A 12,747-nucleotide genomic window follows, 5' to 3' on the forward strand; every position below is an offset into this window, starting at 1 on the left:
GACGGGCCGGTCAGCCGGTGGCGCCGTTGAGCAGGTCCACCACCTGCGCGGTGACGGCCGGTGGCGTGGTCTCCGGCGGGCAGTCCACGTAGCCGACCTGGTTCGGCCCGATGGTGAGCCGGTAGGTGAACGCGTCGGCGCACATCGTCGGCAGCACGGTGACGGCGGCCTCGGCGGCGAGCCGGGGGTCGGCCGCGAGCTGCCGCAGCCGGGTGAGCTTCTCCGCGGCGAGCTGTCCCTCGCGGGAGGCGCCGCCGCGGTCGGTCCTCGTCCAGTGGCCGTCCGGCTCGACCCGGACGGTGTCGGACAGCCCGGCGATGCCGCCCGACTTCACGAGTACGACCTCGGTGGCCAGCGGCGAGGGTCCGTCCGTGAGGACGGGTGGGGCGTCGGTGCGGGCGCAGCCGGCGAGCGGGAGGAGAAGGGCGGCGACGGCCGCCGCGGCGGAGGCAGCTCTCATACCCGATCGGACGCGCGACGGGACCACCCGGTTCCGGCCCACCGGTCCTCCTCATCCGTTCGGTCAATGTCTCAGGCGGGATCTCGCCAGCCTCTTTCACGTTCTTCGATGTATCGCTATATCTACATCAGTGACTACCCCCGTCACAACTTCGCCTTCCAGGAGGGCCCGTGAAAAGATCCGTCGCCGCCGTCAGCGCAGCGCTGCTCACCAGCAGCGTGCTGGCCTGCGTCACCACCTCGGCGCAAGCGGCAGCGCCAACCGCCCCCAGCCCCGAGACCTCTGCCGCAGCCAAGGCCGCGAGCCTACTGCGCGCCAACCCCGGCGTCGTCCAGGGCGCCGGCGGTGAGGCCTACCAGGCCGTCCGCACCAAGGTCGACCCCTCCGGGGCGGCGCACACCCGGTACAGCCGGACCTACCAGGGTCTCCGGGTGTACGGCGGTGACTTCGTCATCCACACCGCCCCGAACGGCACCCTGACCAGCGCGTCGGTCAGCCTGTCCGCCCCGCTGACCCTGAGCACCACCGCGAAGGTCGGCGCGGACGCGGCCAAGGCCAGCGCCCGCAAGACGTTCTCCGGGTCGCTCACCTCGGTCGGCGCGCCGGAACTGTTCGTCGACGCCAGCAGCGGCAAGGGCCGCCTCGCCTGGGAGACCGTCGCGACCGGCTGGAAGGCGGACAAGCAGACGCCGTCGAAGCTGCACGTCATCACCGACGCCACCACCGGCAAGGTGATCGGCTCGTACGACGAGATCGAGACGGTGGCCGGCACCGGCCAGGGCGTCTACAGCGGCTCGGTCACCATCGACACGACGCTCTCCGGCAGCACGTACCAGATGATCGACCCGGTGCGCGGCAACGGCCGCACCTGCGACATGAACAACGGGACCTCCACCTGCACCACGTTCACCGACGCGGACAACGCGTGGGGCAACGGCGCCACCTCGAACCGGCAGTCGGCCGCCGTGGACGCGCACTTCGGCGCCGCCAAGACGTTCGACTACTTCAAGAACGTGCACGGCCGCAACGGCATCTTCGGCAACGGCCAGGGCGTGCCGAGCCGGGTGCACTACGGCAACAACTACGTCAACGCGTTCTGGGACGGCTCCCAGATGACCTACGGCGACGGCTCGGGCAACTCCCGCCCGCTGGTCTCGCTGGACGTGGCCGGTCACGAGATGAGCCACGGCGTCACCGAGGCGCTGGCCGGGCTGGTCTACTCCGGTGAGTCCGGTGGCCTCAACGAGTCCACCAGCGACATCTTCGGCAACATGGTGGAGTTCTACGCCGCCGCGCCGAGCGACCCGGGCGACTACCAGGTCGGTGAGAAGATCAACATCAACGGCAACGGTACGCCGCTGCGCTACATGTACAACCCGTCGCTGGACGGCTCGTCCGACTCCTGCTGGTCCACCAGCACGAAGAACAAGGACGTGCACTACTCCTCCGGCGTCGGCAACCACTTCTTCTTCAACCTCGCCGAGGGCACCGGCGCCACCGCGTACGGCACCTCGCCGGTCTGCGGCTCGGCCCCGGCGGTGACCGGCATCGGCCGCGCCAAGGCGGAGAAGATCTGGTACCGGGCGCTCGACGTGTACTTCACCTCGAACACCTCGTACGTCAACACCAGCAACCCGGCCAACACCGCCCGCGCGTACACCCTGCGGGCCGCGACCGACCTGTACGGCAACTGCTCCACCGAGTACAAGACCGTCCAGGCGGCGTGGACCGCGGTGAACGTGGCCGGCAACGACGCTCCGTGCAGCTCGACCGGTAACGACTTCTCCGTCTCGCTCTCGCCGACCTCCGGGTCGGTGACCGCGGGTGGATCGGCCTCCGCCACCGTCGGCACGTCCACCACCAGCGGCACCGCGCAGACCGTGACGTTCTCCGCGTCTGGCCTGCCGACCGGCGCCACCGCGTCGTTCAGCCCCGCCTCGGTGACCTCGGGCGGCTCGTCCACGCTCACCATCGCCACCAGCTCCGGCACCCCGACCGGCACCTACTCGGTGACCGTCACCGGCAGCGCGGCGTCGGGCACCAAGACCGCCACGTACTCGCTGACGGTGACCGGCACGGGCGGCGGCTGCACCGGCGCCGGCCAGAAGCTCGGCAACCCCGGCTTCGAGTCCGGCAACACGGTCTGGGCCACCACCTCCGGCGTGATCGGCCAGTACGGCTCGCAGGGCCAGCCGACCCGCACCGGTACGTGGAACGCGTGGCTGAACGGCTACGGCAGCACCCGCACCGACACGCTGTCGCAGTCGGTGAGCCTGCCGAGCGGCTGCTCCGCGTACAACCTCTCGTTCTGGCTGCACATCGACTCGGCCGAGAGCACCACCAGCGTCCAGTACGACAAGCTGAACGTGCAGGTGCTCAACTCGTCCGGCTCGGTGCTGGCCACGCTGGCGACCTACTCGAACCTGAACAAGGCCAGCGGCTACAGCCAGAAGTCGTTCTCCCTGGCGGCGTACGCCGGGCAGACCGTCACGCTGAAGTTCACCGGCACCGAGGACGTCTCGCTGCAGACCTCGTTCGTGATCGACGACACCGCGATCAACGTCTCCTGACCTGACCGCCGATCCCGGGGCCCGGCGGCCACCCCACGCGGGTGGTCGGCGGGCCCCGGCCGTTACGGTCGGACCCATGTCCGACGCGGAACTGACAGTCACCCTGGACGGCCCGGTGGCCACTGTCGTCATCCACAACCCGGCCCGGCGCAACGCCATGACCCCGGCCATGTGGCGGCAGCTCCCGGTGTTGCTAGACGGCCTGGAGGCGGACCCGGCCGTACGGGTGCTGGTCCTCACCGGCGCGGGCGGCACGTTCTGCGCCGGCGCCGATCTGGGCGACCTGGACGAGCTGCTGGCCGCCGGTGACGGCAGCATCGCGGTGGCCGCCGAGGAACGGCTCGCCGCGTTCGGCCGCCCCACAGTCGCCGCGATCGAGGGCGCCTGCGTGGGTGGCGGGTGCCAGCTTGCCGTCGCCTGCGACCTGCGCCTGGCCGCGGCGGACGCGCGGTTCGGCGTACCCCCGGCCCGGCTCGGCCTGGTCTACCCGGCACCGACCACGCGGCGGCTGGCCGCGCTGGTCGGCCCGTCGGCGGCCAAGCACCTGCTGTTCACCAGCGAGCTGGTCGACGCCCAGCGGGCGCTGCGGATCGGCCTGGTGGACGAGGTGCTGCCGGCCGGTGAGCTGGCCGGGCGGGTGGCGGCGCTGACCGCCACGGTCGCCGAGCGGTCCCGGCTCACAGTGACCGCCGCGAAGGAGATCGTCGATGGGCGCGCCGACGCCGACCGGCTCGCCTGGTGGCACGCCCAGGTGCGGGACAGCGGCGAGGCACGCGAGGGCGTGGCCGCGATCAACGAGCGCCGCCCGCCGCGCTTCGGCTGGACGCCGCCCGCCGTCTGACCGGCCGGCAGGCGTCAGCCGCGAACGGCCGGCCGGCACGGTCCGCCGTCACCGCGACGCGCGGTCCGCGCTGACGTGGGCCAACAGCTCGTCCACCGACCACTGGTCGGAGGCGTGTTCGCCGTATTTCTCGGCGAGCACCCGCCCGTCGGGTGCGATCAGGAAGTCGGCCGGCAGCCCGAGCCGCCCGCCGTGCGGGGAGGCGGACGGCAGTCGCTCCCGGCCGCGCAGCACGTGCCAGGTGCCGGTCACCACTGCTCGCAGGATCGGCAGCCAGGCGCGCGGGTCGAGCAGCGACCGCCGCGCCGACTCCACGCCGAACTCCCGGTAGAGCCGCCGGTCCGGATCGGCCACCACGGCGAACGGCAGGTCGGCGACGTGCTCGCGCAGTTCGTCGGCGGGGGAGTGGAAGAGCACCACCTCGCGTACGCCCGCGGCCTCGATCTCGGCGTGCCGGCGGACGATCGAGCGCAGGTGGAGGTTGCAGACCGGGCAGCCGGCGAAGCGCCGGAACTGGAGGTGGATCAGGCGGTCCGGATCCGGCAGGTCGATCCCGGTGCCGGTCACGCTGGTCAGGTGGCGGGGGGTGACGACGTCCATGCGCGCTCCCGTTGTAGGCGTACGACGTACTCCTACAACCGTAGGCGTATCTTGTACGCTGTCAAGGCCATGCCCCGTCCCCGTTCCCTGACCCCGGCCCAGCTCGCCGACGCGGCGCTCGCGGTGCTCGACCGGGACGGCCTCGCCGGCCTCACCATGCGCGCAGTCGGCGCGCAGCTCGGCACCAGCACGATGGGCCTCTACCGCTACGTCGCCGACCGGGACGAACTGGAGGCGCTCGTCGTCGAGCGGGTCCTCGAACAGGTGGACACCCGTCCGCCGGGCGACGTCCCGTGGCCGGACGGCATCCGGGACCTGGCCGACCGGGTGCGCCGCGCGGTCGGCGTCCATCCGGCAGTGGTGCCGTTGCTCCCCGCGTACCGGCACCGCTCGCCGACGATCCTGCGCTGGGGCGAGGCGGTGCTCGCGGTGCTGACAGGGGCCGGCTTCACCGGCGTCGGACGGGTGATCGCGTTCCGCGCCCTGCTCGGCTACGTGGTCGGCGCGATCCAGATGGAACACCTCGGCGCGCTGTCGGGCCCCGGAACGGCTGTCATCGCGGCGCTGCCCCGCGACGAGTTCCCCCTGCTCGCCGCGACCGCGCGCGAGGCCGGCGCGGTCGCACCGGAGGACGAGTTCGGCGGTGGGCTGGACCTCCTGCTCGACGGGCTGGCCCGGCGTCTCGACAGCTAGGCGACTTGGTGGGACCGGCGGGCGCGGCGCCGGGGCTCACCCCCGGCACCGCCCCCTGTGCCCGCCGGCCGTCCGTCACCGCGCCAGTGCGGCCCAGCTCGGCGTCACCGGCTCCCGCCGCAGCGGCATGCCCGCCTCGGCCGGGGTCCGGTCGCCCTTGCGCTGATTGCACGCGTAGCAGGCGGCGGTGGTGTTCCCCCAGGTGTTCCGGCCACCGCGCGAGCGGGGCAGGATGTGGTCGATCGTGCTCGCCGCGCCGTCGCAGTACGCGCACTTCCGCCGGTCGCGCGCCAGCACCCCGGCCCGGGACCAGGCCGGGCCGGCGCTGAACCGCCAGCGGGTCACCACGTACCGGACGAGGCGGACCACACGCGGCAGCGGGAAGACGCCGATGACCCGGTCGGGCTCGGCCTCGTGGATCTCGGCGACCCGGCGGCAGAGCATCCGGATCGCGTGCTTGACGGTGACCCGGTGCAGCGGGCCGAGGTCGGCGTTGACGACGAGGACGGCGTCCACCGGGTTCTCCCTTCACGATCGGCGCTACGGCGACGAAAAAGCCGCCCGGTCCACGGGGACCGGGCGGCGACGACGGGGACGCGCGAGGCGCGTCAGTCGTGCCCTCCGGGCCAGGGACCGTGTTCCCGGCAGCCGTCGCCGAGCAGCCACGACGTCATCGTGGTGGCGGGTCGTAGCGACATCGACGGCTCCCGGAGCGGTGGTTGACCTTGCGCGCTCACGGTAGATCGATCCGGGAATCGTGGGCAACGTATTTCGATCCGTCGTCGGCGGGCCGCCGCTGCCGTCCGGCCCGGCCGGCGCGCCTCGCGGCGGCGAGCGGCCGGTCGATGCGGGCGGTCATCTGCACCACCAGCTCGCTGTCCAGCAGCGGGCGGTTCACCTCGGCCGCCACCGACAGCGTGGGCGTGGAGATCGACCGCCAGATCGCGGTGAGCCCGGCGCCCAGGCCGACGAGCGCCACCGCCGCCCGGGTGGTGGGGGAACCGGCCGCCGCGGCGGCGCTGACCCCGACGACCGCCAGCAGCACCACCAGCAGGGGCGCCAGCACCGGCCAGAAGATCCCACGGGCGGCCTGCGCCACCAGCTTCCGGTCCCGGATGACGACGTTGCGGGCGATCACCGCCCAGTTCTCCTCGTCCAGCAGGTCGCGCGGGTGCAGGCCGCCGGTCAGTACGTCCTGCCACAGGTCGCCCTGGTTGCGCAGCTCGCGGGCCAGCTCGGCGAGCCCAGCCTCGCCCGGGTCGCCCACAGTGGCACGACCGACAGCCTTCGCCCAGGCGGCGAGCGAGCGGCGCACCACGGCGGCCGAGTACGGCGGCAGCACGCTCGCCAGCTCGTCCAGCCACCTGCTGATCTGGAGATGCCGGCCGCCGAAGCGCGCGGCGAGCTGGCCGGCGTCGCCGCGCCGCACGGTGTCGGCGAGCGAGCGCCCGAGCCGGTACGCCACACCCACCCGGTGGTTCGTCGCCATCGTCCAGCGCAGCACGTCGATGTTGAGGTCGTCGAGCGCGCGCAGCAGCGTTTCCCGGCCCGCCTCGGTGGCGCCCCGGGCGGCGGCGGTGGACGGCACCGTACGGCCCGCAGTGGTCAGCGGCGCGATCTGGGCCAGCGCGACGTCCACGCCGTCGAGGTACATGCCGAGCCGGTGCCGTCCGGCCAGCTCGGTCAGGTTCGACAGTTTCGGCGGCGCGGGCGCCGGCCGGTGCCCGTCCCCGGTCAGGTCGGCGGTCTGCGCGTGGTGGTAGGCGTCCGCCATGGACCAGCCGAGTCGCAGCGCGGTGACCACCGCGGTCCGTTCGTCCCGAGGTGTCCCGTGCTCCTCGTCGCGCCGATCCCGCGTCGCGGTGCTCACCGCCCGACCTCCCGTGTCGCCGGATCAGTCGAGCGTAGAGTCGATTTTATGCGCTTATGACCGTTTCGGCCCAGCCTTGCCGGCCAGCAGGCCGCGCGGCCGGATCGACCGGACCGGCTCGGCCGCCGCGCCCTCGGCACGGAGGATGTGGTTCGCGGCGATGATCCCGGTGGCCGCCGACCGTTCCATCAGCGCACTCGGGAAGTCGGTGCGAATGCCGTCCCCGGCCAGGTAGAGGCCCGGCGCGTCGGTCTCCACCCCCGGGCGCCAGGCGTGGCTGCCAGGCGTGAACGCAGGCGCCTGCGCCTCGACGCGGGCCCGCAGCTCGCGTACCCGAAGGTCGGCCACCTCCGGCCAGAGCGCGGTCAGCTCCCGCAGCATCCGGGCGGCCAGCTCGTCGGCCGGCACGTCCGGCTCGCAGGCGTACGCGTGCAGCTCCACCACCGAGCCGCCTGTGCGCGCGGCCCAGCGGCGGGGCTCGTCCTCCAGCCGGTGGTAGAGCGTCACCGAGTCCAGCGTGGGCTGCCGGGAGACGCCGCTGAACACCGCGCGGTCGGCCCGGACGTCCCCGTCCATCCAGTAGCGCGCCACCGCGTACGGCGGTCCGGGTCTGCCGAACGCGGGCATCCGCGCCACCAGCTCGGGTGCCGCCGCGACCAGGCCGGGGGAGGCGTCGACGAGCGCGGCGAGCGCGGGCGGGTCCACCGCGAGCACCACGTGCGGCGCCTCCCAGACGTCGCCGTCCGCGCCGGTCACCCGCCACCCCGCCGGGGTACGGTCCAGCCGGGCCGCCGCCGCGCCGGTCAGCACCCGGCCGCCGTGCTTCTCCACGTACCGGGTCAGCGGCTCCCAGATCGCCGTGCCGTAGTCCCGATCCGGGCAGTCGAAGGCCAGCCCCTCCGGGTTGCCGAGCAGGTAGAAGTGGAACTGCGCGATCATCTCGGCGGCCGACATCTCCGCCTCGTGGTTGAAGAACGAGTGCGAGAAGACCTCGAACAGCATGGCCCGCGCCCGGTCCGGCAGCCGCAGCGAGGTGAGCAGATCGTCGGCGGTCCGCTCGTCGAACTCCTCGTAGGTGCGTACCGGGTCGTAGGTGAGCAGCGGCAGCGCCGCGTCCCGGTCCATCGTGCGCAGGTCGGCCAGGCGCAGGCTCGGGCTGCGCAGCAGCAGCGCCAGCAGGTTCGCCGGCGGCGCGGGCGGCAGCTTGCCGAACTCCTCCGTGGGCCACTGCTCGGACAGGATCGGGTAGCCCGGGATCGGCTTGAGGAAGCCCAGCGCCGGGTCGACGCGGCGCAGGATCGACCGCCAGTTCCAGTACTGCCGGAAGAACGCGTGGAAGCCGTGCTCGTTGCGCTGGACGCCGTCGGACAGATCCTCCGGCCAGGCGCCGAGCCGCCCACCGAGGTGCGGCGCCGCCTCCAGCACCGTCACCGCCACCCCACGCTCGGCCAGCACCACCGCCGCCGACATGCCGGCGATGCCGCCGCCGACCACCAGCGCCGGGACCGGGCGCGGCACGCGGTCGGCGCCACCGCCGCCCGGGTCCACCACGTGCTCGCGTACGCCGATCAGGCGACCTACCACTTGCGACAGACCCACGGGGCATCCTCCAGTCGGCGGTCCCCCCAGTCTGCCCGAGGTGAAAGGAAGGGGCCCCTTTTAACGCATACGGATGTGCGGGGCCCCTTCTTAACGCCGCGTCGCCCCCGTGCTGGGTGCGTCGCGTGGGTGTGTGGGGCGAGGTGTTAACAAGGGGCCCTTCCTCTACCGCAGGCGTTAATAAGGGGCCCTTCCTTTCACGGCAGGCAGCGGCGGGGGCGGTCCGACGGCGGCCAGACGTACTCCAGGTCGGGGGAGACGTCGGCGAACAACCGTGCATAGTGGGCGGGGTCCTTGCGCAGCAGCGACGACTGGTGGCTGCGGTGCAGGTCGTCGTGGCCCAGCCAGGGCGGCAGCTCACCGGCGGCGGCCAGCTCGTCCTGGGTCCGGATCACCGAGATGCCGCAGGCGGCGGCGAGGTCGGTGGCGAGCGTCCCGGCGCAGGTGTCGGCCCGGCCCGGCTCGCACCACACCGCGCACATGTCCAGCCCGTACCGGGTCAGCGCCTCCTCGTACCCGGCCCACATCTTCACCGCGGGGTGGTTGCGCCAGCCGTAGTCCGGCCGGGTCAGCCCGCGCAGCACCTGGATCGCCTCCACGCGCTGCTTGCCCAGCCGCTTCTGGTCCAGCGTGCGCGCGCTGGCCAGGAAGTCCGGATACGGCAGGAACGTCTGCATGGCGGTGCTCTACCCGTACCCGGCCGTGCCATGCGTTCATGATCGCCGGGGCTGCGCGGATCGCGAGCGGCTGACTACGATCCGGACATGGCCGAGCCTCTGCGCGACCGCGCGCGCCGCGCAACCGGCTGGCGGCTCCGGATGAACGGTGACGAACGCCCCCACTACGTGGTCTGCGGCTCCGACCCGCTCGCCTACTGGGTGGTCCGGTCGCTGCTCGCCACCGACAGCGCCGACGGCCGGGTGCGGGTCACGCTCGTGGTGCCGGGCCGCCGCCGGTCCGAGGGCCCCGACGGCCGGGACGTGCCGGGGGTACGTGTGGTCACGGCGGAGCGCCTCGACGAGGCCGCGTTCCGCCGGGCCGGGCTGGCCGGCGCGGCCGGGCTCGCCCTGCTGCATCAGGACGACGTGGGCAACATGCACGCCGCGCTCTGCGCGCAGGAGGTCGAGTCGCGGCTGCGCCTGGTGGTTCGGATGTTCAACACCAACCTGGCGGACGGGCTGCGGCAGCTCTTCCCCGACTCGGCGGTGCTCTCGGACGCCTCGATCGCCGCACCCGCCTTCGTGGCCGCCGCGCTGGGCGAGGTGGCGCCGACCCACTTCCGGCACGCGGGGCGCACGCTCTACGTGGCCCGCCGCGACGACGTACTCCAGCAGGACGTGGTCTGCGGCCTTGCCGTCACCACCGATCCGGACCTGGTCCGGGTGCTGCCCGCTGACGAGGCGGCGGCCGACGTGGTGCTGGCCGAGGCGACCGGGCGGCCGGCGGGCACCGAGGTCGCCGCGCGGCGGCTGGTACGGGCGCGGCGGCGCAGGCAGCCGGTCGCCGTCCTGCTGCGGGCGGTCCGTCACTTCGCCACCCGCAAGATCGGTATCGCGGTGCTGGTGCTGCTCGGGGTGATCGCGGCGCTGGGCTGGCTCAACGCGCGGGCCGCCGACGTGAGCTGGAGCGAGGCGGTCTACCTGACGCTGGTCACCACGCTCACCGGCCAGGATCCGGACGTCAACAAGCCGGTCGCGGCCCAGGTGATGCAGGTGGTGCTCAACCTGGCCGGGCTGGCGCTGATCCCGCTGATCACGGCCGCGGTGGTCGACGGCATCGTCAACGCCCGGCTGGCGTTGCACGCGGGCCGGGTCCAGCCGGACCGCTCCGGGCACGTGGTGATGGTCGGGCTGGGCAACATCGGCACCCGGGTGATGGCGCAGTTGCACGACTTCGGTGTCGAGGTGGTGGCGATCGACAAGAACCCGGACGCACGCGGCGCCCCGCTGGCGCGCCGGCTGGGGGTGCCGCTGATCGTGGGCGACGCGGGCCGGGAGGAGACGCTCCGGTCCGCCTCGGTGGACACCTGCCAGGCGCTCGTGGTGGTGTCCACCGACGACGGGACGAACCTGCGAGCGGCGCTGATCGCCCGGTCCCTCGACCCGGACCTGCGCGTGGTGCTGCGGCTGTTCGACGGCGACTTCGCCGAGCGGATCCAGCAGGCGTTCGGCATCGGCATCTCGCGCAGCGTGTCCTATCTGGCCGCGCCGGCGTTCGCGGCGGCCCTGCTGGATCGCGCTGTGGTCGCCACCATCCCGGTCGACCGGCACGCGCTGCTGGTCACCGAGGTGCCGGTGGTGGCCGGTTCGCCGCTGGACGGGAGTCCGCTGAGCGCGGTGGCCCGGCCCGGCGAGGTACGCCTGCTCGCGCACACCCGGCCGAACCAGAAGGCCGACTGGTCGGCCGACCCCCGCATGGTGATCCAGGCCGGTGACCGGCTGACTGTGGTGGCCCGGCGGGCCGGGCTGACCGCCCTGCTCCGGGAGACCACGCCCGCGCCGCCGCCGGCACCCACCGGCCCGCCCGCCGCACGCCGCCCGCAGGAGTGACCGGACGCGCCAGCGGTCACGGCCGCCGGGCGCCAAGGCCGCCGGGCGCATTAAGGGCAGCCAGCGCATCAAGGGCTGCCGGCGCATCAAGGGCTGCCGGCCGCGTCAAGGCGGCCGGGCCGCGTCAGGCAGGTCGACGACGGCTGCGGACCGCGTACCCGAGCGCGCCGAGGGCGAGCACGCCGAACCCGGCGAGGACGCTCGGCAGCGGCAGGTTGACCGCCAGCACCAGGCAGCCGACGAGCCCGAGCGCGGCGAGCAGCCGTACCGGGACGCGCCGGGCCGGGTCCGGGCCGAGCGTCAGCGCCGACGCGTTGGTGATCGCGTAGTAGACCAGCACCGTGCAGCTGGAGAAGCCGATCGCGCCCCGGATGTCGCCCACTGTCACCACGGCGGCGACCACGGCGGCCACCGCCAGCTCGGCGCGGTGCGGCACCCGGTGGCGCGGATGGACCGCCGCGAGCGCGCCGGGCAGGTCCCGGCGGCGGGCCATCGCCAGCATGGTGCGGCCGACGCCCGCCAGCAGCGACAGCAGCACACCGGTCACCGCGACTGCGGCGCCGGCCCGGACCAGCCAGGCCAGGCCCGGGTGCCCGGCGGTGGTCACCACCTCGACCAGCGGCGCGTCGGTGGACGCCAGCCGGTCGGCGCCGAGCACGCCGAGCGCGACCACTGCCAGCGTCAGGTAGATCGCCAGCACCGCGCCGAGCGCCAGCGGCATCGCCTGGGGGATGGTGCGCTCCGGGTCGCGGACCTCCTCGCCCAGCGTGGCGATCCGCGCGTACCCGGCGAAGGCGAAGAACAGCAGGCCGGCGGCGGTCAGCACGCCGCCCGCCCCGATTCCGGCCGGCGCGGTGAGCCGGTCGGCCGCCACCTGCGGCGCGCCGGTCACCGCCACCACGGTGAGCACCGTGAGCACCACGGCGACGAGGACCCGGGTGGCGGTGGCGGTCTTGCCGATGCCGCGCAGGTTCACCGCCGTCACCGCCACCACCGCGAGGACCGCGACGAGCCGCGCCCGCCCCGGCCACAGGTACGCCCCGACGGTCAGCGCCATGGCCGCGCAGCTCGCCGTCTTGCCGACCACGAATCCCCAGCCGGCGAGGAAACCGGCGAACGGGTGCAGCCGTTCCCGGCCGTAGACGTAGGTGCCGCCGGACTCGGGGTAGCGGGCGGCGAGCCGGGCCGAGCTGGTCGCGTTGCAGTAGGCGATGAAGCCCGCGACCGCCAGCGCGACCAGCAGGCCCGGACCGCCCGCGGCAGCCGCGGCCGGTGCGAAGACCACGAAGACGCCCGCGCCGAGCATCGAGCCCAGACCGATGACCACCGCATCGGGTACGCCGAGTCGCCGCGTCAGTTGTTCCACACCGGCAGCCTAGGGCGCTCAGGTGAACGGCAGGTGCCCACCGGCCGGAAATTGACGAAAATGATTTGCATAATTAATCGGCGTTCAGCGGTGGCCGATCGCCGAACCCCTCGGTAGAGTCGTTTATGCAGGTCAAAGCGGGAGCGAATCGCCCCGCCAGCGCGGTTCGCAAATGTTCCGTGCCGATTATCCGATGGCG

General features: G+C 73.5%; 11 protein-coding genes. 4 read left to right on the forward strand and 7 right to left on the reverse strand.

What is annotated here, in order from left to right; translation table 11 throughout:
- Positions 1-10: 10 nt before the first annotated feature.
- On the reverse strand, positions 11-460 hold the full coding sequence (locus BFV98_RS21360; RefSeq protein WP_030272068.1) for a hypothetical protein: 450 nt from the start codon (positions 458-460) through the stop codon (positions 11-13).
- Between the two features lie 170 nt (positions 461-630).
- On the opposite strand from BFV98_RS21360, the gene BFV98_RS21365 reads away from it, so the two are divergent.
- Together BFV98_RS21365 and BFV98_RS21370 are read left to right on the forward strand one after the other, a co-directional pair.
- Positions 631-3,030 (forward strand): M4 family metallopeptidase, encoded by a 2,400-nt coding sequence (locus tag BFV98_RS21365; protein ID WP_013475056.1) that lies wholly within the window; start codon positions 631-633, stop codon positions 3,028-3,030.
- Between the two features lie 76 nt (positions 3,031-3,106).
- Positions 3,107-3,871 (forward strand): enoyl-CoA hydratase/isomerase family protein, encoded by a 765-nt coding sequence (locus tag BFV98_RS21370; RefSeq protein ID WP_030272070.1) that lies wholly within the window; start codon positions 3,107-3,109, stop codon positions 3,869-3,871.
- 48 nt (positions 3,872-3,919) lie between these two features.
- On the opposite strand, the gene BFV98_RS21375 is transcribed toward BFV98_RS21370, so the two are convergent.
- Positions 3,920-4,471 carry a peroxiredoxin-like family protein gene (locus tag BFV98_RS21375; RefSeq protein WP_030272072.1) on the reverse strand — a complete coding sequence of 184 codons (552 nt, stop codon included), beginning with the start codon at positions 4,469-4,471 and terminating at the stop codon, positions 3,920-3,922.
- 69 nt (positions 4,472-4,540) lie between these two features.
- Here BFV98_RS21375 and BFV98_RS21380 point away from each other — a divergent pair, with 69 nt between their 5' ends.
- Complete coding sequence (locus BFV98_RS21380) at positions 4,541-5,164, forward strand: TetR/AcrR family transcriptional regulator (protein ID WP_030272074.1); 624 nt, start codon at positions 4,541-4,543, stop codon at positions 5,162-5,164.
- Between the two features lie 75 nt (positions 5,165-5,239).
- Here BFV98_RS21380 and BFV98_RS21385 read toward each other — a convergent pair whose 3' ends face one another.
- The 4 genes from BFV98_RS21385 to BFV98_RS21400 all read right to left on the reverse strand — a co-directional run bounded on the left by BFV98_RS21385 (position 5,240) and on the right by BFV98_RS21400 (position 9,310).
- Entirely contained in the window at positions 5,240-5,680 is a 441-nt protein-coding gene (locus BFV98_RS21385) for an HNH endonuclease (protein WP_013475060.1), read from the reverse strand.
- Between the two features lie 217 nt (positions 5,681-5,897).
- Positions 5,898-7,034, reverse strand: coding sequence for a hypothetical protein (locus tag BFV98_RS21390; RefSeq protein WP_030272076.1), 1,137 nt, complete (start codon positions 7,032-7,034; stop codon positions 5,898-5,900).
- 54 nt (positions 7,035-7,088) lie between these two features.
- Positions 7,089-8,633 (reverse strand): FAD-dependent oxidoreductase, encoded by a 1,545-nt coding sequence (locus tag BFV98_RS21395; protein WP_030272078.1) that lies wholly within the window; start codon positions 8,631-8,633, stop codon positions 7,089-7,091.
- Between the two features lie 197 nt (positions 8,634-8,830).
- Positions 8,831-9,310, reverse strand: a complete 480-nt coding sequence (locus BFV98_RS21400) for an MSMEG_6728 family protein (RefSeq protein ID WP_071097575.1) — start codon at positions 9,308-9,310, stop codon at positions 8,831-8,833.
- A gap of 87 nt (positions 9,311-9,397) precedes the next feature.
- Here BFV98_RS21400 and BFV98_RS21405 point away from each other — a divergent pair, with 87 nt between their 5' ends.
- Entirely contained in the window at positions 9,398-11,182 is a 1,785-nt protein-coding gene (locus tag BFV98_RS21405; RefSeq protein WP_176921712.1) for a TrkA family potassium uptake protein, read from the forward strand.
- Positions 11,183-11,306: 124 nt separating this feature from the next.
- On the opposite strand, the gene BFV98_RS21410 is transcribed toward BFV98_RS21405, so the two are convergent.
- The gene (locus BFV98_RS21410; RefSeq protein ID WP_071097577.1) at positions 11,307-12,548 is read right to left on the reverse strand and encodes an APC family permease; all 1,242 of its coding nucleotides are present in this window, start codon (positions 12,546-12,548) and stop codon (positions 11,307-11,309) included.
- Positions 12,549-12,747 lie beyond the last annotated feature (199 nt).

It is taken from the genome of Micromonospora sp. WMMB235 (genome assembly GCF_001855515.1).
GTDB classification, from domain to species: Bacteria; Actinomycetota; Actinomycetes; order Mycobacteriales; family Micromonosporaceae; genus Micromonospora; species Micromonospora aurantiaca.